This is a genomic window from Thauera butanivorans, assembly GCF_048398245.1.
Taxonomy (GTDB): domain Bacteria; phylum Pseudomonadota; class Gammaproteobacteria; order Burkholderiales; family Rhodocyclaceae; genus Thauera; species Thauera butanivorans.
Genome location: NZ_CP183038.1, coordinates 2,739,901 through 2,764,500 on the forward strand (window position 1 = coordinate 2,739,901; position 24,600 = coordinate 2,764,500).

At 66.9% G+C, this 24,600-nt stretch carries 20 protein-coding genes and 1 tRNA gene; 10 read left to right on the top strand and 11 right to left on the bottom strand.

Features of this window, described 5'->3' with window-relative positions; translation table 11 throughout:
* Positions 1 to 165: 165 nt before the first annotated feature.
* Positions 166 to 363 carry a hypothetical protein gene (locus ACNQFN_RS13330; RefSeq protein ID WP_418646744.1) on the bottom strand — a complete coding sequence of 66 codons (198 nt, stop codon included), beginning with the start codon at positions 361 to 363 and terminating at the stop codon, positions 166 to 168.
* 310 nt (positions 364 to 673) lie between these two features.
* On the opposite strand from ACNQFN_RS13330, the gene cydP reads away from it, so the two are divergent.
* The 6 genes from cydP (at position 674) to acnA (ending at position 7,068) form a co-directional block, all read left to right on the top strand.
* The gene (gene cydP / locus ACNQFN_RS13335; RefSeq protein ID WP_068636690.1) at positions 674 to 883 is read left to right on the top strand and encodes a cytochrome oxidase putative small subunit CydP; all 210 of its coding nucleotides are present in this window, start codon (positions 674 to 676) and stop codon (positions 881 to 883) included.
* Positions 861 to 2,429: a cytochrome ubiquinol oxidase subunit I gene (locus ACNQFN_RS13340; protein ID WP_418646745.1), complete on the top strand. Its 1,569-nt coding sequence runs from the start codon at positions 861 to 863 to the stop codon at positions 2,427 to 2,429. The genes cydP and ACNQFN_RS13340 overlap by 23 nt, the downstream gene beginning before the upstream one ends.
* 15 nt (positions 2,430 to 2,444) lie before the next feature.
* A complete protein-coding gene (gene cydB / locus ACNQFN_RS13345) occupies positions 2,445 to 3,584 on the top strand; it encodes a cytochrome d ubiquinol oxidase subunit II (protein ID WP_068636637.1) in 1,140 nt (379 codons plus the stop codon).
* A 17-nt stretch (positions 3,585 to 3,601) separates the two neighbouring features.
* The gene (gene cydX, locus ACNQFN_RS13350) at positions 3,602 to 3,733 is read left to right on the top strand and encodes a cytochrome bd-I oxidase subunit CydX (protein WP_418646746.1); all 132 of its coding nucleotides are present in this window, start codon (positions 3,602 to 3,604) and stop codon (positions 3,731 to 3,733) included.
* Positions 3,726 to 4,022, top strand: a complete 297-nt coding sequence (locus ACNQFN_RS13355) for a cyd operon YbgE family protein (RefSeq protein ID WP_068636638.1) — start codon at positions 3,726 to 3,728, stop codon at positions 4,020 to 4,022. The genes cydX and ACNQFN_RS13355 overlap by 8 nt, the downstream gene beginning before the upstream one ends.
* A 343-nt stretch (positions 4,023 to 4,365) precedes the next feature.
* Positions 4,366 to 7,068: an aconitate hydratase AcnA gene (acnA, locus tag ACNQFN_RS13360; protein ID WP_418646747.1), complete on the top strand. Its 2,703-nt coding sequence runs from the start codon at positions 4,366 to 4,368 to the stop codon at positions 7,066 to 7,068.
* A gap of 111 nt (positions 7,069 to 7,179) precedes the next feature.
* On the opposite strand, the gene ACNQFN_RS13365 is transcribed toward acnA, so the two are convergent.
* The 4 genes from ACNQFN_RS13365 to ACNQFN_RS13380 are packed head-to-tail and all read right to left on the bottom strand — an operon-like array spanning position 7,180 to position 14,259.
* Positions 7,180 to 9,291 carry a TonB-dependent receptor gene (locus ACNQFN_RS13365; protein WP_418646748.1) on the bottom strand — a complete coding sequence of 704 codons (2,112 nt, stop codon included), beginning with the start codon at positions 9,289 to 9,291 and terminating at the stop codon, positions 7,180 to 7,182.
* A 36-nt stretch (positions 9,292 to 9,327) separates the two neighbouring features.
* Positions 9,328 to 11,115, bottom strand: coding sequence for an ABC transporter ATP-binding protein (locus tag ACNQFN_RS13370; RefSeq protein ID WP_418646749.1), 1,788 nt, complete (start codon positions 11,113 to 11,115; stop codon positions 9,328 to 9,330).
* The gene (locus tag ACNQFN_RS13375) at positions 11,112 to 12,881 is read right to left on the bottom strand and encodes an ABC transporter ATP-binding protein (RefSeq protein WP_418646750.1); all 1,770 of its coding nucleotides are present in this window, start codon (positions 12,879 to 12,881) and stop codon (positions 11,112 to 11,114) included. Before ACNQFN_RS13375 ends, ACNQFN_RS13370 begins: the two co-directional genes overlap by 4 nt.
* Positions 12,871 to 14,259: an MFS transporter gene (locus ACNQFN_RS13380; protein ID WP_418646751.1), complete on the bottom strand. Its 1,389-nt coding sequence runs from the start codon at positions 14,257 to 14,259 to the stop codon at positions 12,871 to 12,873. The genes ACNQFN_RS13375 and ACNQFN_RS13380 overlap by 11 nt, the downstream gene beginning before the upstream one ends.
* A gap of 372 nt (positions 14,260 to 14,631) precedes the next feature.
* Between ACNQFN_RS13380 and ACNQFN_RS13385 the strand changes: the two genes are divergently transcribed.
* Positions 14,632 to 15,618, top strand: a complete 987-nt coding sequence (locus tag ACNQFN_RS13385) for a helix-turn-helix domain-containing protein (RefSeq protein ID WP_157659125.1) — start codon at positions 14,632 to 14,634, stop codon at positions 15,616 to 15,618.
* Between the two features lie 429 nt (positions 15,619 to 16,047).
* Here ACNQFN_RS13385 and ACNQFN_RS13390 read toward each other — a convergent pair.
* From ACNQFN_RS13390 to ACNQFN_RS13410, 5 genes are all read right to left on the bottom strand, one after another.
* A tRNA-Gly gene (locus tag ACNQFN_RS13390) sits at positions 16,048 to 16,123 on the bottom strand.
* Positions 16,124 to 16,289: 166 nt separating this feature from the next.
* Positions 16,290 to 17,510 carry a glycolate oxidase subunit GlcF gene (glcF, locus tag ACNQFN_RS13395; RefSeq protein WP_418646752.1) on the bottom strand — a complete coding sequence of 407 codons (1,221 nt, stop codon included), beginning with the start codon at positions 17,508 to 17,510 and terminating at the stop codon, positions 16,290 to 16,292.
* A gap of 12 nt (positions 17,511 to 17,522) precedes the next feature.
* The gene (glcE, locus tag ACNQFN_RS13400; protein ID WP_418646753.1) at positions 17,523 to 18,590 is read right to left on the bottom strand and encodes a glycolate oxidase subunit GlcE; all 1,068 of its coding nucleotides are present in this window, start codon (positions 18,588 to 18,590) and stop codon (positions 17,523 to 17,525) included.
* Positions 18,590 to 20,089, bottom strand: coding sequence for a glycolate oxidase subunit GlcD (gene glcD, locus ACNQFN_RS13405; protein WP_418646754.1), 1,500 nt, complete (start codon positions 20,087 to 20,089; stop codon positions 18,590 to 18,592). The genes glcE and glcD overlap by 1 nt, the downstream gene beginning before the upstream one ends.
* 101 nt (positions 20,090 to 20,190) lie before the next feature.
* Positions 20,191 to 20,925: an RNA methyltransferase gene (locus ACNQFN_RS13410; protein ID WP_068636648.1), complete on the bottom strand. Its 735-nt coding sequence runs from the start codon at positions 20,923 to 20,925 to the stop codon at positions 20,191 to 20,193.
* An 85-nt stretch (positions 20,926 to 21,010) separates the two neighbouring features.
* On the opposite strand from ACNQFN_RS13410, the gene ACNQFN_RS13415 reads away from it, so the two are divergent.
* A complete protein-coding gene (locus ACNQFN_RS13415) occupies positions 21,011 to 21,811 on the top strand; it encodes an inositol monophosphatase family protein (RefSeq protein WP_068636649.1) in 801 nt (266 codons plus the stop codon).
* Positions 21,812 to 21,846: 35 nt separating this feature from the next.
* On the opposite strand, the gene ACNQFN_RS13420 is transcribed toward ACNQFN_RS13415, so the two are convergent.
* Complete coding sequence (locus ACNQFN_RS13420; protein ID WP_245650896.1) at positions 21,847 to 22,878, bottom strand: poly(3-hydroxybutyrate) depolymerase; 1,032 nt, start codon at positions 22,876 to 22,878, stop codon at positions 21,847 to 21,849.
* A gap of 337 nt (positions 22,879 to 23,215) precedes the next feature.
* Here ACNQFN_RS13420 and ACNQFN_RS13425 point away from each other — a divergent pair, with 337 nt between their 5' ends.
* Positions 23,216 to 23,809, top strand: a complete 594-nt coding sequence (locus ACNQFN_RS13425) for a DUF4255 domain-containing protein (RefSeq protein ID WP_068636691.1) — start codon at positions 23,216 to 23,218, stop codon at positions 23,807 to 23,809.
* Complete coding sequence (locus tag ACNQFN_RS13430; RefSeq protein ID WP_418646755.1) at positions 23,806 to 24,573, top strand: hypothetical protein; 768 nt, start codon at positions 23,806 to 23,808, stop codon at positions 24,571 to 24,573. The genes ACNQFN_RS13425 and ACNQFN_RS13430 overlap by 4 nt, the downstream gene beginning before the upstream one ends.
* Positions 24,574 to 24,600: the final 27 nt, after the last annotated feature.

Consider the following 24,600-nt stretch of genomic DNA (forward strand, 5'->3'; position numbering starts at 1 on the left):
GCCCCTGCCAAGGGGTTGGCGTGAAAGACTTTTCAGCGTGCGCTCTTTAAGGAAGCAATCCGGGGTGCGAGTCAGTCCGGCGGGTCACGTTGGGTGCGGAGTCGAGCCGCCAAAGACCTTTACGGCCTTTCCACGCCACCTTCCTCATCGAAGTCTCTTTCATCTTCAGGAGTGGCGGCAGCCTGGCAGGCCGGCGCGTTCGAGCACGTTGCGCAGTTCCTCCACGCTGCCTGGCAAGGCGTAGCGGCACAGCGCCCGCATGGCCGCCGCCGGCACGCGCAGGCGGCGCTCCGGCGCCACCCGGCCAAGCAGCGATTCGACCAGCAGCGGGATGTCGCTGACGCGCTCGCACAGCGGCGGCACGATGATCGGGAAGGTGTTGATGCGGTAGTCGCGGTCGCACAGGATGTGCGGCTCGGGCAGGCTGTCGAGAAAGGAGAGCAGTTCGGGAAGGGAGCGGTTTTAGGTCGACATCGTATCGCTCGAGCTGGCAGCAGATTGGCAGAAATCTGGCAGTTTATGCTGGCAGACTGTGTGGCACTGGCAGTCCGACCGTCAGTGCCGAGCGCTCGAAGCAGCTCTAAAATTGATATAAATCAAGATCATCACGACTGGCCGGCAATACTGGCACGGCACTTGTATTGCAAGGGGTGTTTTCCCCCCGGAGATGACGATGCAACTGGCCGACCGGAAACTGCTGCGCGAGATCGTCGTGGTCGTCGTGCTCAAGCTCGTGCTGATCACCGCCCTGTGGTGGGCGTTCATCCGCGGCCACCAGGTCGAGGTGGACGTCCAGCGCATGGTGGCGCACACGTCCGGCACGTCCGCCGGGGGGCTTCCCAACCCTGACGGAGAGACCGATGGTCACAGAGCAACTCGTTGACCTCTCGCGGCTGCAGTTCGCCGCCACCGCGATGTACCACTTCCTGTTCGTGCCGCTCACCCTGGGCATGGTGTGGCTGCTGGTCATCATGGAAAGCGCTTACGTGATGACCGGCAAGCTCATCTACAAGGACATGACCCGCTTCTGGGGCAAGCTGTTCGGCATCAACTTCGCGCTGGGCGTCACCACCGGCATCACGCTGGAATTCCAGTTCGGCACCAACTGGGCCTACTACTCGCACTACGTGGGCGACATCTTCGGCGCGCCGCTGGCCATCGAGGGGCTGATGGCATTCTTCCTGGAATCCACCTTCATCGGCCTGTTCTTCTTCGGCTGGGAGCGCCTGTCGCGCAAGCAGCACCTGATGGTGACCGTGCTGATGGCGGTGGGCACCAATCTGTCGGCACTGTGGATCCTGGTGGCCAACGGCTGGATGCAGCATCCGGTGGGCGCCGAGTTCAGCTTCGAGACCATGCGCATGGAAATGACGGACTTCTGGGCGGTGCTGTTCAACCCCGATGCGCAGGCCAAGTTCGTGCATACGGTATCGGCCGGCTACGTGACCGGGGCGATGTTCGTGCTGTCGATCTCGTCCTGGTATCTGCTGCGCCGCCGCGACCTGGAATTCGCCCGCCGCTCGTTCTCCATCGCCGCAGCCTTCGGCTTCGCCTCGGTGTGTTCGGTGATCGTGCTCGGCGACGAATCCGGCTACGTGGTCAGCGAGGCGCAGCAGACCAAGCTCGCAGCGATGGAGGCGATGTGGGAAACCGAGCCGGCGCCGGCGAGCTTCAACCTCATCGCCTTTCCCAACGAGGCGGAGATGCGGAACGACTACGCGCTGCACATTCCCTGGGTGATGGGCATCATCGGCACGCGCTCGCTCGACCGGGAGATGCCGGGCATCCGCGACATCGTGGCGAGGAACCGCGAGCGCGTGGAAACCGGCGTGGAAGCGGCGCGCCTGCTCGAAGCCCTGCGCGCCGACCCGGCCAACCCGGACCTGCGCACACGCTTCGACGCGGTCAAGGACGATCTCGGCTTCGGCCTGCTGCTGAAGAAGTACGTGGCGTCGATGGACGAGGTCACGCCCGAACTGATGGACCGCGCCGCGCGCGACACCATTCCGAAGGTGGCGCCGCTGTTCTGGAGCTTCCGCCTCATGGTGGCGCTGGGTTTCGCCCTGCTGGCGCTGTTCGGCCTGGCGCTGTGGCATTCGGTCAAGGGCGACTTCGAGCGCAAGCCGTGGCTGCTGCGCTGGGCGCTGTGGTTCCTGCCCGCGCCGTGGATCGCCTGCGAGCTGGGCTGGTTCGTCGCCGAATACGGCCGCCAGCCGTGGACCATCTACGGCGTACTGCCCACCCATCTGTCGGTGTCCACGCTGTCGGTGGAGAGCCTGTACGGCTCGCTGGCCGGCTTCGTCGGCTTCTACACCCTGCTGCTGGTGGTCGAGATGTACCTGATGGTGCGCTTCGCCCGCCAGGGGCCGGGCAGCCTGGGCACCGGCCGCTACACGAACGAACAACACGGCGAAACCGCCCCCGCCTGACAAGGAAACCTGGACATGATTCTCGACTACCCGACCCTCAAACTCGTCTGGTGGCTGCTGGTGGGCGTGCTGCTCGTCGGCTTCGCCATCATGGACGGCCACGACATGGGCGTGGGCACGCTGCTGCCCTTCGTCGGCAAGGACGACACCGAGCGCCGTGTGGTGATCAACACCGTAGGGCCGCACTGGGACGGCAACCAGGTGTGGTTCATCACTGGCGGCGGGGCGATCTTCGCCGCCTGGCCCATCGTCTATGCGACCGCCTTCTCCGGCTTCTACTGGGCCATGCTGGCGGTGCTGTGGGCGCTGTTCTTCCGCCCGGTGGGTTTCGACTACCGCAGCAAGATCCATCATCCCGTTTGGCGCAGCACCTGGGACTGGGGCCTGTTCGTGGGCGGCTTCGTGCCGCCGCTGATCTTCGGCGTGGCCTTCGGCAACCTGCTGCAAGGCGTGCCCTTCCATTTCGACGACACCCTGGTGCCGTACTACACCGGCAGCTTCTGGGGCTTGCTCAACCCCTTCGCGCTGCTGTGCGGCGTGGTGTCCAGCGCCATGATCACGCTGCAGGGCGCGGTGTACCTGATGCACCGTACCGAGGGCGAGGTGTACGAGCGCACCCGCAAGGCCATGCTGGGCGCCGGCCTGGTGCTGCTGGCCGGCTTCACCGCGGCGGGCATCTGGGTGCAGGCGATTCCGGGCTACGTCATCGCCAGTGCGATCGACCCCTCTGCCCTGCCCAACCCGCAGGCCAAGGAAGTAGTGCGCGAGGCCGGCGCGTGGATGGCCAACTACCGCGCCATGCCGGCCACGCTGCTGGTGCCGGCGCTGGCCTACCTGGGCGTGGCCGCGGCGCTGTGGCTGGCCTGGCGCGGGCGCACGCTGGCGGCCTTCGTGGCCTCGTCGCTGGGCATCGTCGGCGTGATCGGCACCGCCGGGGTATCGATGTTCCCCTTCGTGATGCCTTCGATCAGCGCGCCGGACGCCAGCCTCACGGTGTGGGACGCGGTCTCCAGCCACCTCACGCTGACCATCATGTTCTGGGCCACGCTGATCTTCATGCCCCTCATCGTCGCCTACACCAGTTGGGCCTACAAGGTGATGGCCGGCAAGGTCACCGCCGCCTACGTGCGCGAAAACGAACATTCGGCCTACTGAAAAAAGGAGAACCGTTCATGTGGTACTTCACCTGGATGCTGGGCATCGGCTTCGCCGTGCTGCTGGCGATTCTGAACGTGTTGTGGATGGAGAACGAAGATGGACGCCGGAACAGCCTGCAGACACAACGCGGCGGCGACGATGCCTGAGCAGGTGGCCGCGACGCCGGCGGCGCCTGGCCGCAGCAAGCCGCTCGCCCTTGCCCTGGCCCTGGCGATCACGCTGGGCATCACCGTCTATCCGCACGCACTCGCCGGCCCCGGCGGCGGCGCCGACCACTGGGCGGCCGTCGCGGCCTTCTGGGCGATGAGCGCCGGCTACGTCGCCGGCGTCGGCTTCCGGCCGCGCCGGCTGGCTTTCCGCCTGCTGTTCTCCGGCGGCGCCTGCATCGTGGCGCTCGGGCTGGCCCTTGCGCGCATGGCCTGGCTGTGGCGATAGCACGGCGTGGGATGCAGGACGATGCATTTCCGCGTGATCGAGGATGCGCGCGCCGCCGCACATGGTTGCAGGGGCGCATGGTCACCACGGTGGCCGACGAGCGCCGCCACCACGCCCGGGTGGTCGGTGCCTCGCGCGAGTCCTTCGTCACCGATCAGTCCGACGCCTGACCTTTTGCATCATGCTCGGACGCCAGGAACATGCTGGCGGACCGGACGCTCGAACAACCAGAGGCTGCTGGCACCCAGGGTCGTATCGGCCACCACGATGGCCGGGGTCGCCGCTGGTCAAGCGCCAGAGCCGCTGCGTCCACAACATGCCATATCCCCGAAAGGATCACGCCATGACGAGCGCCCACGATAGCTTCCGATCCCGCAGCCGCCTCCAGGTCGGCGACCAGTCCTATACCTACTTCTCGATTCCGGCAGCGGAAAGGAACGGTCTTGCAGGCGCATCGCACCTGCCGTTCTCGATGCGTGTCCTGCTCGAAAACCTGCTGCGCTTCGAGGACGGGCGCACCGTGCGGCGCGCCGACATCCTCGCCGTGGCCGATTGGCTGAACGACAAGGGGCGGCTGGAGAAGGAAATCGCCTTCCGCCCTGCCCGCGTGCTCATGCAGGACTTCACCGGCGTGCCTGCCGTCGTCGATCTGGCTGCCATGCGCGACGCCATCGGTCTGCTCGGGGGCGACCCGAAGAAGATCAACCCGCAGGTGCCCGTCGATCTGGTCATCGATCACTCGGTGATCGTCGATGAATTCGGCACCTCGCTTGCCTACCGTCACAACGTGGAAAAGGAATACCAGCGCAACGGCGAGCGCTACCGCTTCCTGCGCTGGGGCCAGGACGCATTCGACAACTTCCGCGTCGTTCCGCCCGGCACCGGCATCTGCCACCAGGTGAACCTGGAGTACCTGTCGCAGACGGTGTGGACCCGCAGCGAGGGCGGCGAAACCGTCGCCTATCCCGATTCGCTGGTCGGCACCGATTCGCACACCACCATGGTCAATGGCCTTTCCGTGCTGGGCTGGGGCGTTGGCGGCATCGAGGCGGAAGCGGCCATGCTCGGCCAGCCGCTGTCCATGCTGATACCCGAAGTCATTGGCTTCAAGCTCTCCGGCCGGCTGATGGAAGGCGTGACGGCCACCGACCTGGTGCTGACCGTGACCCAGATGCTGCGCAACAAGGGCGTGGTCGGCAAGTTCGTGGAGTTCTACGGCCCGGGGCTCGACGCGCTGAGCATCGAGGACCGCGCCACCATCGGCAACATGGCGCCCGAATACGGCGCGACCTGCGGCTTCTTCCCCATCGACGAAGAGACGCTGCGCTACCTGCGCAAGACCGGCCGCGCCGAGGAGCGCGTGGCGCTGGTCGAGGCCTATGCCAAGGCGCAGGGCATCTTCCGCACGGCCGAGACGCCCGACCCGGAATTCACCGACACGCTCTCGCTCGACCTCGGCGACGTGCTGCCGTCTCTGGCCGGCCCCAAGCGTCCGCAGGACCGCATCCTGCTCTCGGCCGCCAGGCAGGGCTTCGCGGACGCGATGGAAACCGAGTTCAAGAGGGCCGCCAACATCGCCGCGCGCTACGAGATCGAGGGCAAGCCCTTCGATCTCGGCCACGGCGACGTGGTGATCGCCGCCATCACCTCCTGCACCAACACCTCGAACCCCAGCGTGATGATCGGCGCCGGGCTGCTGGCCCGTAACGCGGTGGCCAAGGGCCTGAAGGTGAAGCCGTGGGTGAAGACCTCGCTCGCCCCCGGATCGCAGGTCGCCGGCGAATACCTGGAGAAATCCGGCCTGCAGAAGAGCCTCGATGCGCTCGGTTTCAACAGCGTCGCCTTCGGGTGTACGACGTGCATCGGCAACTCCGGCCCGCTCGCCGCGGAAATCTCGCGTGCGATCAACGACAACGGCATCGTCGCGGCTGCCGTGCTGTCGGGCAACCGCAACTTCGAGGGCCGCATCAATCCTGACGTGCGCGCCAACTACCTCGCTTCTCCGCCGCTCGTGGTGGCCTATGCGCTCGCCGGGTCGATGCAGATCGATCTCACGACCGAGCCGCTCGGCACGGGCTTCGACGGCCAGCCGGTGTACCTGAAGGACATCTGGCCGTCCTCGCGGGAAATCCAGGCATTCATCGACCAGAACATCTCCGAAGCCTTGTTCCGTCGCCGCTACGCGGACGTGTTCACGGGCGACGACAACTGGAAAGGCATCACCGTCTCCGGCGGGCTCACCTACCAGTGGGACGCCTCGTCCACCTACGTACGCAATCCTCCGTATTTCGACGGCATCACCAGGACGCCGGAGCCGATCCAGGACATCGTTGGCGCCCGCATCCTCGGTCTCTTCCTCGATTCGATCACCACCGACCATATTTCGCCCGCAGGCTCGATCAAGGAGACGAGCCCCGCCGGCCGCTACCTGCGCGACCACGGCGTGAGTCCGCCGGACTTCAACCAGTACGGCACCCGCCGCGGCAACCACGAAGTCATGGTGCGCGGCACCTTCGCCAATATCCGCCTGAAGAACCAGATGGTGCACGACGAGGCCGGCAATGTCGTCGAAGGCGGCTGGACCGTGCATCACCCCTCGGGAGAAAGGCTGGCGATCCACGATGCCGCCGAACGCTACGAGGCCGAAGGCGTGCCGCTGGTGGTGTTCGCCGGCCGTGAATACGGCACGGGGTCTTCGCGCGACTGGGCAGCCAAGGGCAGCAAACTGCTCGGCATCCGTGCCGTGATCGCGCAGAGCTTCGAGCGCATCCACCGCTCCAACTTGGTCGGCATGGGCGTCGTCCCGCTCGTGTTCGAGGAAGGCACGTCATGGCAGACACTCGGCCTCAAAGGCGACGAGCGGGTGAGCATCCACGGCCTCGGCGGTGCGCTCCAGCCTCGCCAGACGCTCGATGCCGAGATCACTTTCGCAGATGGCACGGTGAAGAACGTCCCCCTCATCGTGCGCATCGACACGCTCGACGAGCTGGATTACTTCAGCAACGGCGGCATCCTGCATTACGTGCTGCGGCAGCTCGCCTCATGAAGGCCCCGCCGAGGTGCGGGCCATGCAGGCCGCCATCAGCGGTTCAGGCCGAAGGCCGTGGATGAGGGCTCGAGGACCGGAGCGGTTTCGCCGCGCATGGCTGCACCCGGATCAATAGGCATAGGTCGCCGTCACCCCCAGCGTCCTGCCCGGCGCCACCTGCGCGAAGTTGCCGGTCGCGCCGTAGGAGAAACCGTAGGTGCGGTAGTCCTCGTCGCTCAGGTTGTGTGCATAGACCGTGAAGTCCCAGTTGCGCACCGGGCTCCAGGCCACGGCTGCATCGACCACGGTGTAGGCATCCTGGCGCAGCGTGTTGCTGCTGTCGAAGTAGTGCGAACCGGTGCGGCGCACCGACAGCTGAGGCCGCAACAGCTTGTCGCCGATCGTGACCTTGCCCCTGGCCGCCAGGGTCAGGCCATGGCTGGGCACCATCGGCACGTCGTTGTCCTTGCAGCCGGTGCAGGCGCTGGAGTCCTCGAAGCGGCGGAAGGTGGCATCGTTGACGAAGCCGCCCGCGCTCAGCGTCCATTGCCGGGTGAGGTCCCATTCGGCGTTGAACTCGATGCCGACCGAGCGCGTGTCGCCGACGTTGCGCAGTGTCTGGTTGCCCATGTCGCCGTCGCCGTAGAGCTGAACGTCCTTGGTGTCCACGCGATACACCGCGACGCTGGCGCGCACCGCATCGCCGGAATAGCGCAGGCCGGCCTCGTAGCTGATCGAGCGTTCGCGCCCATAGCCGTAGGCGTCATCCACGCTCGACGGCGCGAGGTTGTAGCCAAGCGGCTTGTAACCCTGGGCGACGTTGACGTAGCCGCGCCACTGCGGCGTGAATTGGTAGCCGGCGGCGACATGGCCGAGCCAGGTGTTCTGGTTCGAAGAAGCCCTGCCCTGGAAGGCGCTGCCCATCATGTCGCCGCGGAAAGTCGTTTTCGCCTCGTCGCGGGTGAAACGCAGGCCGGTGGTGAGATCGGCCCTGGGCGTCAGATGCCATGTCACGTCGCCGTACGCCGCCAGCGATTCACTGCGGTTGTCGGACGCGGAGTCCATTATCCGAAAGAGGCCGGGCAGCACCATGTCGAACTGGTAGCCCCGGGACATCTCCACTTCCTGCCGGTACAGGCCGAACACCGCGTCCCAGGCACGTGAAGGCAAGCCGCCCTGCTCGGCACTGCGCGTCGACAGGCGCACTTCCTGAGTGTTCTGCTTCCAGTGCTCGGAGAACTGCGGGAAGTAGGCATCGAGCGGGAAGCGGCGGGTGATGTGGACCCGCTGGGTGCTGGCAACGGCGCTCAGCCGCCAGACGTCGAAATCGTATTGGCCGCTGGCTGCAATACTGTTGGCGCAACGGCGCTGATGATAGTCCTGCCAGGTTTCCGGCAGGTTCGGCAGCACATGGGCGCGGCGGGACGTGTAGTCGTCGAACAAAGTGTAGACGTCCTGGTCGCCGGTCGCGCAATCACGTCCGGCCGACAGGCCCAGCTCCCAGGGGCTGCCGGTCGGCGCCAGGCGCAGCTTGACGTTGCCGGCGCGCGAACGCACACCGCCGAGTTCGTCACTGCCGATCACGTCGCTGCGCACGTCGCCGTTGACGTCGTTGGCGAGCAGGGACACCGAGCCGTACAGCAGATCCTGGATCAGCGGCCCGGCGCCCTCGGCCTGCAACTGGTAGCCGTCGCGGCTGGACACGCCAGCGCGTGCGACGAACTGCGGCGTGCCGTCCGGCTTGTGCGAGACGATGTTGAGCACGCCACCCTGCGCGCTCTTGCCGTACAGCGTGCCTTGCGGGCCTTTCAGCAGCTCCACCTGCTGCACGCCGAGCAGAGACTGCGCAGCCACGATTGGCAGTTGCGGCACGCCGTCCACGTAGACGGTCAGCGCCGGATTGTAGAAATCCTGGGCCGAGGTGACGCCGCGAATCGTGATGATCGGGAACAGGAAGGTCGCGCTGTGCGCCATGTACAGCTCGGGGAAGGCCCGGTGCAGCTCCAGCGTCGACGAAATCTGCGCATCGTCCAGCTCCAGCCGGTCGACGATGCTGGCCGCGCCATTGAGCTGCTCCAGGGTTTCGCCACGCTTGCTGGCGGATACCACCACCGGGGCCAGCGCCTGGGTCTCGCCCTCCCCCTGCTGCGCATGAACGGTGCCGGTCCAGGCCGCGGCATGGGCGGACGCGAGCGCGAGGCCGAGCAGGCGCAATCTCGATCTGAAAGTGAAGCGGGTCATGGTTCCATCTCCTGCCAGTTGAAATTCCGTAGCGGTTCAGCGTCCGGCGTGCCAGTTCTTCGCGCTCTGCTGCGCCTGCCACATGCGGGCGTAGCGACCGTTGTCGGCGAGCATCTCGCCGTGACGGCCCGCCTCGACCACCCGCCCACCGTCGATCACCAGAATCTGGTCGGCGGCGGCGATGGTCGACAGGCGGTGGGCGACGACGATCACCGTGCGGTCGCGCACCAGGGCGTCGATCGCACCTTGCACGGCGACTTCGCTCTCGGTGTCGAGTGCCGCGGTGGGCTCGTCGAGGATGACGATCGGTGCGTCCTTGAGCATCGCCCGGGCAATGCTGATGCGCTGGCGCTCGCCGCCCGACAGCCGGCCGCCGATGTCGCCGACGCGGGTCGCGTAGCCTTCGGGCAGGCGGCTGATGAAGTCGTGGCAATGGGCTGTGCGGGCGGCAGCCCCCACTTCCTCGTCGCTTGCCTCGGGCCGGGCCATGCGGATGTTGGCCAGGATGGTGTCGTCGAACAGGTACACATCCTGGAACACCACCGAGATCAGCGCGTTGAGCCGTTCGGGTTCGATGGCGCGCACGTCCACGCCGCCGATGGTGATGCGTCCGGCCTGCGGATCGGCATGGCGCATCAGCAAGCGCGTCAGCGTGGTCTTGCCCGAGCCCGAGGGGCCCACCAGCGCAGTCAGGCTGCAGGCGGGCAGGCGGGCATCCAGCGCCTGCAGCGTCGGCTTGCTCGCCTGGGCATGGCTGAAGCTCACGCCTTCGAAAACCACCTCGAAGGATTGCGGCACTTGCGCCGGCAGGATTTGCGGCAGCGGCTCGATGCGCAGCATCGCATTGATCCTGCCCAGCGCCGCCTCGATCAGGTCGATGACCTTGGCGTACAGCACGAAGGTCGCCAGCGGCTCGCCGAAGCGCACCACGATCACCATCAGCGCCGCCAGGATCGCGACGTCGAGCGTGCCTTGCGTGACCAGCCAGGCGCCGGTGAAGACCACCAGCAGCACCGCCATTTCCATCACCGTGGCCAGGATCAGGTTGGGCTTGGCGCCTTTCTGCTGGCCGACGGTCTGGATGGTCTCCAGGTGCTTGAAGCTCGCCTGCAGCCTTTCCGCCTGGATGCCGGCGCAGCAGGCCGCGCGCAGCACCGGCAGCCCCTGCACGTACTCCAGGATGTCGGCGCTGGTGCGCTGCTGGGCGTCGGCCAGCATGCGCATGCCGCGGCCGAAAGCAGGCCGGCGCCAGCGGTAGAGCGGGATCAGCAGCGGGAACACCAGCAGCAGGATCAGTCCCATGCGCCAGTCGAAGCACAGCACCGCCAGCGCCACCACCACCGGGGTGATCAGCGCATGCGCCATCATGTTGGCGATGGTCAGCAAATAGCTCAGGTTCTCATCGACGCTGCCCAGCAGCGTGGCATTGACCTCGCCGGCGCGCTTGTCCTGAACCTGTTCCAGCGGGATGCGGCGCAACTGCTCGCCCAGCTCGGTGCGCAGCTCGTGCGTGTTGTCCACCATGTCGCCGCGGTAGTCGAAGCCCTGCGCCCGCCAGCACAGCAACATGCTGGCCAGCATCAGCCCGGTCATGAGCAGCAGCCAGGGCAAGGCTGCCTGCCAATCGGCAGAGGGATGATGGGCGGTGGGAATCAGCGCCTGGAACAGCGGTATCAGGCAGGCCAGCGCCAGGCCCTGCAAGGCGGCGGAAATACCAAGGCCGATCAGGCTGGCCCGCAGGCGCGGTGCGCGGCTGCGGGCACTCGCCATCAACTGGCGCCAGGTCTCGCGCAAGGGCGTGATCTGCGGCCGCGTGGCGCTCATGCCTGTGCTCCCCGCAGCGCCCAGCCTTGCGCCTGCTCGTAATTCGACCACAGCCGTTCGTACACACCGCGCTCGGCAAGCAATGCCTCATGTCGCCCGCGCTCGACCAGCCGGCCCTGATCGAACACCAGGATCTGGTCCGCATCGCGGATCGTCGACAGCCGGTGCGCCACCATCAGCACCGTCTTGCCCCGCATCAGGTTCGACAACGCCGCCACCAGCGCCGCCTCGTTCTCGGGGTCGGCAAAGGCCGTGGCCTCGTCCAGCACCAGGATCGGCCGGCTCTGCAGGATGGCGCGGGCGATGGTGATGCGCTGGCGCTGCCCGCCGGACAGGAACACCCCGCGCTCGCCAGCGGGCGTGTCATAGCCCTGCGGCAAGGCCGTGATGAACTCGTGCGCCTGGGCAGCACGGGCGGCGGCAATCACCTCGTCCATCGTCGCGCCAGCCAGCCCCAGGCGAATGTTGTTGGCGATGGTGTCGGCAAACAGGAAAGTGTCCTGGAACACGAAAGCCACCTGCTGCATCAGCGCCGCCGGCTGCAGCTCGCGCACATCCACGCCGCCAATCTGGATACAACCCGCGCTCACGTCCCAGAAACGCGGAATCAGCCGTGCCACCGTGGTCTTGCCGGCGCCCGATGGCCCCACCAGCGCGGTGATGCTGCCGGGTGGCGCCTCGAAGCTCACGCCCTGCAGCACCAGCGGGCCATCGGCCATGTAGCGGAAGTTCACCTGCTCGAAACGGACGCTGGCATCGCGCGGCATCTTCGTCGGTATCGCGGCCGGCACCGGCAATACGGGTTCGGCCAGCACTTCATGGATGCGATGGATGCTCATCTGCGTCTTGCCCACCAGATGCCGCAGCGACACCATCGGCAGCAGCGACTCGGCCATGCCGGTGCCGGCCAGCAGCACCGCCAGCCAGGTGGCGGCGTCCAGCGCATCGCGGCTCGTCAGCCAGGCGCCCAGCCATACCAGCACCACCAGCGTCGGCAGGGGACTGAGGATGATCTGCGACAGGCGCGACGACGTACCGGACATCCGGTACCAGGACTTCACCACGTCGCGGTAGGTTTCCAGTGCCCGCTGGTAGCGGCCGAACGTCGCCGTGCCGGTATCGAAGGTCCGCACCACCGGCATCGCCTGCACGTATTCCACCACCGCCTTGCCGACGTTCTCGCCCGCCTCGTTGTAGCGGCGCATCATGTCGGCGCTGCCGCGCAAGGCCAGCGAAACCACCGCCACGCCGAGGCCCAGCACGGCCGTCGCCGCCAGCGCCAGCCGCCAGTCCAGCCACAGCAGCAGGGCGAAAGTCAGCAGCGGCGACACGTAGGCACGGGCATACAGCGGCGTGCTGTCGGCAACGAAGACGTGCAAGGCCTTGACGTCTTCCATCATCACCTTGGCGAGCGCGCCCGAACCCGTCTGCTGGACGTAGCCCAGCGGCAGGTGCGCCAGATGCTCCGACAGCCGGCTGCGCAGCAAGGTCTCCAGATGGAAAGCCGCATGGTGCGAACGGTTGAAGGCCGCCAGCCGCAGCACGAAAGCCAGTGCCGTCAGCCCTGCCGCCAGCAGCAACGGCTGCCATGGCCACGACACTGACGACTGCAACAGCGCGTGCACCGACCAGGCCAGCGCGCACAGCGCCCCCAGCGCCGCCGCAGCGCTCAGGCCGGACAAGGCCATCGCGAAACGGATGCGGCCCTGCACCGGCTGCATCACGGCCCAGGCTGAGGGCACGGGCTGGGCGGCACTAGCGGGCATGCGCAACCTCGGCTGCGGCCAGGCCGTTCCCCTTTCGGGACCGGCACCACACCACCAGCGCAGCGATCGCCGTCGACACCGCCGCCAGGCCGAAGCAGACGTGGTAGCCCAGGTGCTGGGACAGCCAGCCGCCCACGATGCCGCCGGCCACCGCCAGCAGCGCATCGGCACTCTGGAAGATCGCGAAATCCACGCCGGCCTGCAGCGGCGAAGTCATCCCCATCAGCGCCGAATACAGTGCCACCCACAGGCAGCCCATCACGCCAAAGAGCAGGCCCAGCAGCACGACAAACGTGCTCAACCCGGTCGACGACTCCGGCAATGCAGCCCTCGTCAACGCCAGGAAAACGCAAGCCTTCAGCGCCACCGCGATCGATACCGCACGCCAACCCGGCGCAAGGCGCACCAGCAAACCACCCAGCACGGCACCGCTCAGGCCGGCACCGATATGAAGAGAACCGAACAGCCAGCCAAGCTGCTCCATGTCCATGCCTCGATCCAGCATGAACGGCCCGAACATGCCCAACGTCAGCCGCACGCCGATACTCGACAACAGCAGCATCAACAGGCCGACGCGCACTTCCGGGCGGCGCAAGGCGTGCATCAGACTCGGACGGTGCTCGATGGCCAACTTCCGGTCACGCTCCGGCTCGCGCACGAGCAACATCGGTACGGTCAGCACGAGGATCACGGAACCCGCCGCAAGCAATGCCCAAGGCCAGCCGTATTGGCCCGCGACCAGCAGAAACCCGCCCGCACCCAGCATCGCGCCGACATAGTTGCCACCGACCTGGGCGACGTTGCCCCAGCCGCGCCCGCTCTCGGAGAGTTGATCCACCACGAAGCCGTCGCAGGCGATGTCCGCCGTGGCTGCGACCAAGGCAGCGAGCGCCAACCCCGCCAGAATCCAGCTTGCATGCCCACCCAAGGACAAGCGCCCGAGCAGGCTGGCAAGGCCAAGCCCGACCAGCAGCAGCGTCATCGTCCACTGCCCCGCCAGCACCAGCAGGCGCGAGCGGCGCTCGACGCGGCCTGCGGGCAGGCGCCAGCGCTCCACGATCGGCGCCCACAGGAAGCGAATGCCCCAAGGAGCCCACAGCAGCGCACTCAAGCCCGCCACCTGCAAGGGCGCGCCTTCATTGCGCAGCAGCGTCGGCAACGCCTGGGTGATCAACGCGGTGACGATGGTCTGGGTGATGTAGACACCGGCAACCGCGGCGAGCAGTTGCCATGACTTCAAGGTCGGGACACGGTGGGACACCACAGGGGACATCTGTCTGACGGCTCCATGCAAACCAGAAAGTAGAAAGCCGACGCTTGTGCTGTCATCGGCAGAAGAAGCAAGCTCGTCAGGCACAAAATCCACCCCGAGCGCCACGCGTAGGCGTGCAAATCAGCCCATGCCGCTCGGGCTGAACACGCCTGCGTGCAGACACCGCATCACCACAATACGGATGGGAATCATTTACCACCCTGGGCGCACGAAGGGGTCACAACACGCAGGCAGCGATCATTGCCGGAATGCGTGCGCCATTCCACCGCATTACGGCCAGAATTCGCGTTTCACGGAATATTTTTGCTGCCCGGATGGCCTCTACTGCCCGGGCTTCCTGTTATAAAATGCGGATGGGAATCATTTTCGACGCCATGACGAACGAGGAGACACATCGCCAAGTCGGCGGTCATCGCTGGCATGGGGGCTGTTTGCTGCCGGATTACGGCCAGAACCTGTCTTTTCGAGGAACTTTTGATGGCGGACACGTTAATCAGGAGCGTGCACAGCCGCGTCGTGCATGATCCGGCCCGGATCATCGACAGCCAGTTGGACGGTGTTCCCGACAGTTGGCGACACACCATGCAGCTGGAACGCCCGGCCGAAGGCATCAACATCTGCTGCATGAATGGCCACCCGGGCAGTAGCTGGGCCTTCGAAGCCGAAGGCGACCCTGCCGTAACCCTGGCCATCCTGCTCGATGGTCATATGGAGGCCGGCGTTCAGGATGGCGCCGAACTCGCCATGGGCGCCGGCCAGGTACTGCTGATGGCCGTGGGCGAACGCGCCCGCGGCTGGGACGTGCTGTCCTCACCAGACGACTTCCACCTGGTCAACATCAACCTCACCGAACAAGCTCTGCTCGGCCTGACCGGCCTGGAGATGGACGACGTGCTCGGCTGCATGCGCGCATCCAGCGCCGGCATGGAGCATGTCAATGCCTGCATGGTCACCATGCCCGCATTCACGACGCTGCAGCGCATCGCCGGCGAAATCACCCGCTGCGGCCATCAGCACCGCCTCGCGCGCCGAGCCTTCGTGTGCGCCAAGGTCAGCGAAGCCCTTGCCGCGGTACTCGACCAATGCACCTACAGACAGCGCAATCTCGATTCGAGGCACCCGCGCGCACTCCCCAGCGATCGCTCGCGCCTCATTCAGGCCCGCACCCTGCTCGAGCAGCAATATGCCAGGCCCTGGAGCGTGCGGACACTGTGCAGGGCCGTGGGCCTCAATGAAAAGCGGCTGCAAGCCGGCTTCCAGACACTGTACGGCCACAGCGTACACGACTGCCTGACCCGGATCCGGCTCGATGCCGCCCTGACCCTGCTCTCCACCGGCCACTCCGTGGCCGACACCTCCCAGGCCGTCGGCTTTGCCAACGTCAGCCACTTCGGCAAGGTGTTCCGCAACGCCATCGGCATCACACCCAAGCGCTGGGCACGCGGCCAGCAGCCAAGGGACTAGATCACCCCTCCCCGCCTTCACGCACCGCCGGCAGTTCAGAACATCGGCGGTGCTGCCATGCGCACCGTCATCGGCAAAATACTGCCATTGTCATGCAGCGGGATCGTTCCGCGAATCCCGTGACCGGTGAGCCGGTTCTCGTAGGTTTTTTGGCGGCTTTGGCTTGCCGCACGATCAGATCAGCGAGCGCCATCATCGAACTCCCAAGTCCTGGACTCAGGCCCGACGTTGCTCTCCATCCCGATCCAAACCCAGCAAGAAACCGGAGTCGGTAGCACCACATTCTTTAGCCACGAATATGGACCAAAAAGCGCTGGCTGCAGGTAGAACCCGGCAGCGGTCGCTGAAACGAAAAAAGGAGCCGAAGCTCCTTTTTTCAACGACTTACAGCACCCACCGGGATTCCTCGGAACGCTGCAGATCAAATTCTGGAGCGGGAAACGAGTCTCGAACTCGCGACCTCAACCTTGGCAAGGTTGCGCTCTACCAACTGAGCTATTCCCGCATTTCGACGATCCGGTACGGCGAGGGTTTTCCAGAACCATTCGCGCCTTGCAGTCGCCGGCTTTCACCGATGAAGCAAGCCGATCGTCTTTCGTCTCGCGCCGTTCCGCGCTCGACGGGGGCGAACTATACCGGGCTTCACCCTCGTGCGCAACACCGGCTCGTCGTCAGCCGCCGAGCGCCTCGTCGACGATTTCGATCCAGTGCCGCACCGGTGTGCGGCCGGCGCTGTCCAGGTGGGTCTGGCAGCCGATGTTGGCGGTCGCGATCAGTTCGGGCTTGCCGCTTTCCAGCGCATCCAGCTTGTTGTCGCGCAGGCGGCGCGAAAGCTCGGGCTGCGTCAGCGAATAGGTGCCTGCCGAGCCGCAGCACAGGTGGGCATCGGGCACCGGCGTCAGTTCGAAGCCCAGGCCGGCCAGCACGGCCTCGACTGCGGAGCCGAGTTTCTGCGCATGCTGCAAGGTACAGGGACAGTGGAAGGCGAGCCGCTTGCCGGTGGGCACGCCGAGTTTGTCCAGCGGTTCGGCGCGCAGCACTTCGACCAGATCCCTGGCCAGTTCGCTGACCCGCGCCGCCTTGGCGGCATAGGCCGGATCGTCGCGCAGCATGTAGCCGTATTCCTTGACGAAGGCACCGCAGCCGCTGGCAGTCTGCACGATCGACTCGGCGCCCGCCTCGATCGCCGGCCACCAGGCATCGATGTTTCGCCGGGCACGTTCCAGCCCGGCCTCCTGCGCATCGAGATGGAAATCGAGCGCGCCGCAGCAGCCGGCTTCGCTCACCGGCCGGACGCTGATGCCGAGGCGGTCCAGCACCCGGGCCGCAGCGGCGTTGGTGTTGGGCGACAGGCCGGGCTGCACGCAGCCTTCCAGCATCAGCACGCTGCGGGCGTGGCGTGGCGCCGGGCGCTGCCTGGCGGCAGGTCTGCGCCGGGGGAGTTTCGATGCCAGGGTTTCGGGCAGCAGCGGCCGTAGCGCCGTGCCCGCCGCCAGAAGCGTCTTGAATACCGTCGGCCGCGACAGGGTGCCGCGCAGCAGCGTGCGCCGGGCGGTTTCGTCCAGCGGCCGCGGCGCCCACAGTTCGATGGCCGCGCGGCCGACATCGAGCAGCTTGTGGTACTGCACGCCCGAGGGGCAAGTCGTCTCGCAGTTGCGGCAGCTCAGGCAGCGGTCCAGATGCATGCGGGTGCTGGCGCTGAATTCGCCGCCTTCGAGCATCTGCTTCATCAGGTAGATGCGCCCGCGCGGGCCGTCGAGCTCGTCTCCCAGCAACTGATAGGTCGGACAGGTGGCATTGCAGAAGCCGCAATGCACGCAGGCGCGCAGTACGCTTTCGGCGATCTCGGCGCCGGGCAGCTGGCGCGCGGCTTCACTCAGCTTGGTTTGCATGGCCTCTGCCTGTTACAGCCCGGCGTACATGCGGCCGGGGTTGAAAATGCCTTGCGGATCGAGCTGCGCCTTGAGCTGGCGGTGGTAGCGCATCAGCGCTGCCGGCAGCGGGTGCAGCGGGCTGTCGCAGGCACCCGGCGTGAAACAGCTCGCATGCCCGCCCGCCGCCGCTGCCGCACGACGGATTTCCGTGCTGTCGGCGGCGCTCTTGAGCCAGCGCTGGGCACCGCCCCAGTCGACCAATTGAGCGCCGGCGGGCACGGCCGGACGGCAGTCATTGGCTACCGACAGCCGCCACAGCGGCGCCGGATCGGCGAAGAAATCGAGCTGGAATTCGCGCAGCGCGGTCCAGAACGCCGGCGAGACCTGTTCGCCGCCAAGCGCTTCCCGCGCAGCCTTCACCGAGCCCTCGCCCCCTTCCAGCCGCAGCATCAGCGCTTCGCCGTCATGGCAGGCGGCGGTGATCGGCAGGGGCTGCCGGCCCCATTCGGCGAAACGGTCAAGCGCGGCCGGCACATCCAACTCCAAGCGCAGCGTACAGGCGCTGCGCGGTTTGGGCAGGACTTTCAGCGACACTTCGGTGAGCAGCCCGAGGCAGCCCAGGCTGCCCGCCATCAAGCGCGAAACGTCGTAGCCGGCGACGTTCTTCATCACCTCGCCGCCGAAGCGCAGATGCTTGCCGTGCCCGGTGACGATACGGCAGCCGAGCACGAAGTCGCGCACCGCGCCGACCCACGGCCGCCGGGGTCCGGACAGCCCTGCCGCGACCATGCCGCCCACCGTGGCCTGCCCGCCGAACTGCGGCGGTTCGAAAGCCAGCGTCTGGCCTTCGCCTTCCAGCACCGCCTCGAGTTCGGCGACCGGCGTGCCGGCGCGGACGGTGACGACCAGTTCGGTCGGCTCATAGTTGACGATGCCGCGATGGCCTCGCGTATCCAGCAAGCTGCCGCTGCCCTGCCCGCCGTAGAACGCCTTCGTGCCACCGCCCTGGATCAGCAGCGGCGTGCCGGTGGAAAGCGCCGTGCAGACCTGGGCCAGCAGTTCCTCACTGCGATCGGCATCCGGTGTTGCGCTGCTCATCAGAAACGCTCCAGTTCGGGAAACGGCATCTGTCCCTGATGCACACGCATCGCGCCGTTCTCCGCACAGCGGCGCAGCGTGGGGATATTCTTGCCGGGGTTCAGCAGGCCTTCGGCGTCGAAAGCCGCCTTCACCGCATGGAAGAAAGTCAGTTCGTCGGCGTTGAACTGCACGCACATCTGGTTGATCTTCTCGCGTCCCACGCCATGCTCGCCGGTGATGGCGCCGCCGACCTCGACGCAGAGTTCAAGGATCTTGCCGCCGAGTTCCTCGGCCCTTTCCAGCTCGCCCGGCTGGTTGGCATCGAACAGGATCAGCGGGTGCATGTTGCCGTCGCCGGCATGGAAGACGTTGGCGACACGCAAGCCATAGCGTTCGGAAAGCTCGGCCGTACCGCGCAGCACCCTGGGCAGATGCTTGCGCGGAATCGTGCCGTCCATGCAGTAGTAGTCCGGCGACATGCGGCCGACGGCGGGAAAGGCATTCTTGCGCCCGGCCCAGAACCTCACTCGCTCGGCTTCGTCGCGCGCCAGGCTGACCGCGGTCGCGCCCGCCTTGTTCAGCACTGCGCGTACCCGTTCGATGTCCTCGGCGACGTCCAGCTCGACGCCGTCCAGCTCGCACAGCAGGATCGCCTCGGCCTCGACCGGGTAGCCGGCATGGATGAAATCCTCGGCCGCCTGGATGGCGAGCTTGTCCATCATCTCCAGGCCCCCCGGGATGATGCCTTCGCCGATGATGTCGGCGACCGCCCTGCCCGCGCTGTCGACCGAATCGAAGCTCGCCATCAGCACGCGCGCCACCCGCGGCTTCGGCAGCAGCTTGACCGCGATCTCGGTGACGATGCCGAGCATGCCTTCGGAGCCCATGAACAGCGCCAGCAGATCGAAGCCGGGCGAATCCAGCGCATCCGAGCCCAGCGTCAGGCGCTCGCCCTCGATCGTGAGAATCTCGACCTTGAGGACGTTGTGCACGGTCAGCCCGTACTTCAGGCAATGCACGCCGCCCGCGTTCTCCGCCACGTTGCCGCCGATCGAACAGGCGATCTGCGACGAGGGATCGGGCGCGTAATAGAGCTCGTAGGGCGCGGCGGCCTGCGAGATCGCCAGATTGCGCACGCCCGGCTGCACGCGGGCAAAGCGCCCTTGCGGATCGACTTCGAGGATGCGGTTGAAGCGCGCCATCACCAGCAGCACGCCCTGCTCCAGCGGCAGCGCCCCGCCCGACAGGCCCGTGCCCGCGCCGCGTGGCACCACCGGCACCCGGCGCGCATGGCAGATGCGCAGGATGGCTTCGACCTGCTCGACACGCTCGGGCAGCAGCACCAGCATCGGCAGCGTGCGGTAGGCCGACAAGGCATCGCACTCGTAGGGGCGGCGGTCTTCCTCGCTGTGGAGAATCTGGAGATCCGGCAGGCTGCGGCGCAGCTCGGCAAAGAGATCGGCGACATCGACCTTGTCGAGCGCGCCGTCGATCGCCTCGTCGTAGAGAATGTTCATTGCAGGGCCCGTCCACCTGTCCTCGTTGGCAACAGATGCTAAGGCCTTCGGCCGCGCGCTCCAAGACCTCCTTGCAGGCAGCGGCCCGGCTCAGCGGGCTTTCAGTTGCGCCGCTTCGGTGTCTCGAAGGTCGTCAGCATGCCACGCAGGATGGCGACTTCTTCCTTCTCCAGCCGGATGCGGTTGAACATCCGCCGCATGCGCGGCAGCAGCCGCTTGGGATTCTTCGGGTCGTGAAAGCCGCTCAGCGTCACCGCATGTTCGAGGTGGGCCATGAAGCCTTCGAAGTCGGCATGGGTGGCCGGCTCGGCCTGCAGATCCTGCGGGGGCGGCGGCTGCAGCGCGGCCATGCGCAGCTCGTAGGCCAGCAACTGGACGGCTGCGCCCAGGTTCAGCGAGGAAAATTCGGCGTCGGTCGGGATCGTCACCGGCAGGCTGCACAGGCCGACTTCCTCGTTCGTCATGCCGCTGGTTTCGTTGCCGAACACCAGCGCGACCTCGCCATCGATGGTACGGGCGACGATTTCCTGCGCCGCCTCGCGCGCATGCAGGCGCGGCAGCGACAGCTCGCGGCGGCGGGCGGTCAGCGCCGCCGAGAACACGGTGTCGGCCAGCGCCTGTTCCAGGGTATCGACCACGCGGGCGGACTCGAGGATATCGACCGCGCCGGACGCCCGCGCGGTGGCGACCTCGTCGGGAAAGACGGCCGGCGACACCAGCCACAACTGGCGCAGCCCCATCGTCTTCATCGCGCGGGCGGCGGCGCCGATGTTGCCGGGGTGGCTGGTACGCGACAGCACGACCCGGATACGGTCGAGCGCAAGGGGGCGATTCATATTAAAATTCCGCGTTTTCCGAATTCCGCCGGGCCGGCGCGCACGATAGCGCGGCACAGCCCCGCCTCTTTAACCGAGATCCCGCATGCATCCCACCCTGAACATCGCCGTCAAGGCCGCCCGCCGCGCTGCGACCGTCATCAACCGCGCTTCCACGCAGCTCGACCTGCTGACGGTGCAGAGCAAGACGCCCAACGACTTCGTCACCGAAGTCGACCGCGCTGCCGAGCAGGCGATCATCGACGTGCTGCGCGAGGCCTTCCCGGGGCACGGGATTCTAGCAGAGGAGTCCGGCGAGTCGGGCCCCGAGAGCGAGTACAACTGGATCATCGATCCGCTCGACGGCACCACCAACTTCATCCATGGTTTTCCGCAATACGCGGTGTCGATCGCACAGACCAGGAACGGCGTGCTCGAACATGCGGTGATCTACGATCCGAACACCAACGAGATGTTCACCGCCTCGCGCGGCGGCGGCGCCTTCCTCAACGACCGCCGCATCCGCGTGTCGCGCCGCACCCGCCTCAACGAAGCGCTGATCGGCACCGGCTTCCCCTTCCGCCAGTTCGACAACGTCGATGCCTATCTGGCGATGTTCAAGGAACTGACGCAGAAGACCGCCGGCATCCGCCGCCCCGGTGCGGCCTCGCTCGACCTGGCCTACGTCGCCTGCGGCCGTCTCGACGGCTTCTGGGAAATGGGCCTGTCGCCGTGGGACATGGCGGCCGGCGTGCTGCTGATCCAGGAAGCCGGCGGCCTGGTGTCCGACCTGTCGGGCGAAGCCGGCTTCATGACCACCGGCAACGTCGTCGCCGGCACGCCGAAGGTCTTCGGCCAGTTGCTGCCGGTCATCCAGGCCTACCGCCCGGCCAACATGCAGGCCTGACTCTCCCTGCCCCGCCGCCGGGTCCCGCCCGGCGGCTACCTGGGGGATTCGGCGAGGCGATCGAGCATCGCGCGGATGGCGCGAATCTGGCCGCCGTCTCGCGTCGCGTATTCCGGCCCGGTATAGCCCCACCAGTCCCAGCAGCCCTTCGGGTTGTACACCCAGCGCAAGGACCAGAAGGCCAGGCCGCTGCGCGCCGCTGCCTGCGGATACAGGACGATGATCCGGTTGCCATCGGCCCACTCGTTGTAGCCTGCCGTATCGACGAAACGCCGGCCGATCTGGCCCTCGGTCTGGCGGCAGCCGTGCAGCGCCACATGCAGCCGGCAGCCGCCCTCGCGGCAGGCCTGCGGCACATAGACGTAGCCCTGATCCGCCATACTCAGCTCGAACGGTGCGATGCCGGTGTATTCGCTCTGGTCGAAGGCGACCACTTCGCCTGCCGGGCGCTCCACGCGCGGCGCCAGCGGTCCGTACAGCTGTGTCAGCAGTTCGCCGGCTGCATCCAGTTCGCCGCAACGGTTGATGAAAGGCGGCGCCGAGGTCTCGCAGGCATTCGCCGCCGGATCGGCCACCGAGATCATCGCGTGCCCGGCATTGTCGTGCTGCACGTACTGCACCGCGTCCTGCGGCAGGCGGCTGCGGTAGAAGGCCACCAATCCATCGACCACCGGCCGCTCGACCGTGCGGTCCCCGCCGCCGGAGAACACCCACACCTTGTCGTCCGCCAGCCCTGCCGGGTCGTCGATGCGGCCGGCGCGGGCACGCGCCTGGATACGTGAGTCGGTGTCGCGCGCAGAGGGCACGCTGGCCGGCGTAGACGGCTCCATGCAGTTGCCGAGCGCGCGCCACATGCTGCCCTGGGCGCACTCGTAGGGACCACCGGCGATCACGCCCGCCCCTTTCACCAGTTGCGAATGTGCGACCTGCAGTTGCACCGCCATGTAGGCACCGGACGAAATCCCCGACACCGTCACCGCATTCGCGTCGGCGCCCAGCGCCGGCAAGGGCGGAGCGGCCTGCACGCTGAAAACGATCAGGCAATGGATCGCACTCCCGAACAGCATGGAACGAAAGAACCTGCTCCCCATTCACCACCTCCATCGTCAAAAACAATCGGCATGAAACGGCTCCGTGACGAGCCGACGCTCGCGGAAGTGTGCCTCCACGGCTCGCGGCAGTCCATGCATACGGCAACAAAGTTCTAGCCATTTCAATAGAAATTCTTATCTCGACATTCGGCATTCCCGCACTACGATCAGAGTGTGGCTTTTTGACCCACATCGGGACCTCCTCGGCTTCCTCTCGCACGACATCCCGGTATCCATCCTGCAACAGGCAGGAATGATCCGTTCGTCGCAGCACCGTTTCGCAAGCTCACGCCGGCTCAAAGGGGAGAACAGCTTGGCTTCGCACCACGGAATCCTCGCGGTACTGCAGGCGCTGCGCGAACGCCTGGCGATTCGCATGGCGGTGCGGCTGGGCGGCAACCCCCAGGTCGAGATCCTGGGTTCGCACACGCTGGCCGGTACGCCGCAGCCGAACACCGATACGCTGGGGCTGTACCTGCACCGCATTTCGGTCGACCCTTTCAGCCGCAACCGCCACCTGCCCGCCGTCGAGGGCCGCCGCCTGCCGCGCCCCGAACTACCGGTGAACCTGCACCTGCTGCTGATCGCATGGTGTACGCACACCGAGCAGGAGATCGAATACCTCTCCACGGCGATCCGCATCGTCGGCGGTGGCCTGCCGCTGACGAGCGGCGACCTCAGTCTTGCCGATCCCTCGTGGGGCGACGAGGACAGCGTGCAGGTGATGCCCGAGGAAATGAGCACCGAAGACCTGATGCGGCTGTGGGACAGCCTGCCGGGCGACTACCGCCTGTCGGCGCCCTATCTGGTCAAGACGGTGCGCCTCGCCCCCGACATCGACCCCGCCGAAGGCCCGCCGGTGCGCACGCTGGTGTTCCCGATGGACGACGGAGCGCGCACGCGATGATCGCCGAGACCCTCGTGCTGCATGCCAGCGACTTCATCGAATGGCTGGACGCCAGCGGCCCGCAGGCCGTCGCGCGCCGCGTGCTGCCGGCGCAGGATCTCGACGTGCGCTTCACCCAGGCGCCGCCGGATCTGAAGCTGATCCACAAGACGGCCGGCACCGTGCTGTGGCGGCGGGAACCCGAGGGAATGCGTCTGGTGATCGATGGCGAGGCGGAGCCGGCCGAGCTGGTCGCGCCCGACGAGGCGCTGTACCCGCTCGCCGGCGAGGTGCGCGACCGCGCCGGAATCTTCCTGCCGCGGCGCTTCGCGTTCGACGCCGGAAGGCGCGAAGGGCGCCGCCTGGGGCTGTTCCGCTCGCCGCTGGGGACGCGCTTCGGGCGAGCCGGCGGCCTGTACGGGCGCACGCTGCGCGAAGACGGCACGCCGGTGCCGTGGGTACTGCTGACATTGCGCGTGGCCCCGCCGCTCGCCGAACCGCTCGACTTCATCGCGCAGAGCGACGCGCACGGCGAGTTCCGCCTGTCGCTGGAGCGCCTGCCCTCGCTGACCAGGGATGCGCCGGCAGAAACCTACCCCGCCACGCTGACGCTGCGTGCCGCCGCCGATGGCACGGATCCCGACACGCTGCCCGCCGCGCAGGTACGCGGCACGGGCAGCGGCAACGCCGCATTCAAGACCGAACTCACGGTGGACCTTGCGCCGGGGCGCATCGCCACCCTTGCCAGCCCGGGACGGGATGCCCTCGTCCTGCGGCTTCCCTGAACGCCCGACAAGCGCAACGCCCGCGAA

Coding starts and splice junctions, on each gene's coding strand:
- acnA (WP_418646747.1), top strand. CDS start 4,366: ATGACGAGCGCCCACGATAGCTTCCGATCCCGCAGCCGCCTCCAGGTC.
- glcD (WP_418646754.1), bottom strand. CDS start 20,089: ATGAACATTCTCTACGACGAGGCGATCGACGGCGCGCTCGACAAGGTC.
- ACNQFN_RS13340 (WP_418646745.1), top strand. CDS start 861: ATGGTCACAGAGCAACTCGTTGACCTCTCGCGGCTGCAGTTCGCCGCC.
- ACNQFN_RS13385 (WP_157659125.1), top strand. CDS start 14,632: ATGGCGGACACGTTAATCAGGAGCGTGCACAGCCGCGTCGTGCATGAT.
- cydX (WP_418646746.1), top strand. CDS start 3,602: ATGTGGTACTTCACCTGGATGCTGGGCATCGGCTTCGCCGTGCTGCTG.
- glcF (WP_418646752.1), bottom strand. CDS start 17,510: ATGCAAACCAAGCTGAGTGAAGCCGCGCGCCAGCTGCCCGGCGCCGAG.
- ACNQFN_RS13430 (WP_418646755.1), top strand. CDS start 23,806: ATGATCGCCGAGACCCTCGTGCTGCATGCCAGCGACTTCATCGAATGG.
- cydB (WP_068636637.1), top strand. CDS start 2,445: ATGATTCTCGACTACCCGACCCTCAAACTCGTCTGGTGGCTGCTGGTG.
- ACNQFN_RS13375 (WP_418646750.1), bottom strand. CDS start 12,881: ATGCCCGCTAGTGCCGCCCAGCCCGTGCCCTCAGCCTGGGCCGTGATG.
- glcE (WP_418646753.1), bottom strand. CDS start 18,590: ATGAGCAGCGCAACACCGGATGCCGATCGCAGTGAGGAACTGCTGGCC.
- ACNQFN_RS13420 (WP_245650896.1), bottom strand. CDS start 22,878: ATGCTGTTCGGGAGTGCGATCCATTGCCTGATCGTTTTCAGCGTGCAG.
- ACNQFN_RS13370 (WP_418646749.1), bottom strand. CDS start 11,115: ATGAGCGCCACGCGGCCGCAGATCACGCCCTTGCGCGAGACCTGGCGC.
- ACNQFN_RS13415 (WP_068636649.1), top strand. CDS start 21,011: ATGCATCCCACCCTGAACATCGCCGTCAAGGCCGCCCGCCGCGCTGCG.
- ACNQFN_RS13410 (WP_068636648.1), bottom strand. CDS start 20,925: ATGAATCGCCCCCTTGCGCTCGACCGTATCCGGGTCGTGCTGTCGCGT.
- ACNQFN_RS13365 (WP_418646748.1), bottom strand. CDS start 9,291: ATGACCCGCTTCACTTTCAGATCGAGATTGCGCCTGCTCGGCCTCGCG.
- cydP (WP_068636690.1), top strand. CDS start 674: ATGCAACTGGCCGACCGGAAACTGCTGCGCGAGATCGTCGTGGTCGTC.
- ACNQFN_RS13355 (WP_068636638.1), top strand. CDS start 3,726: ATGCCTGAGCAGGTGGCCGCGACGCCGGCGGCGCCTGGCCGCAGCAAG.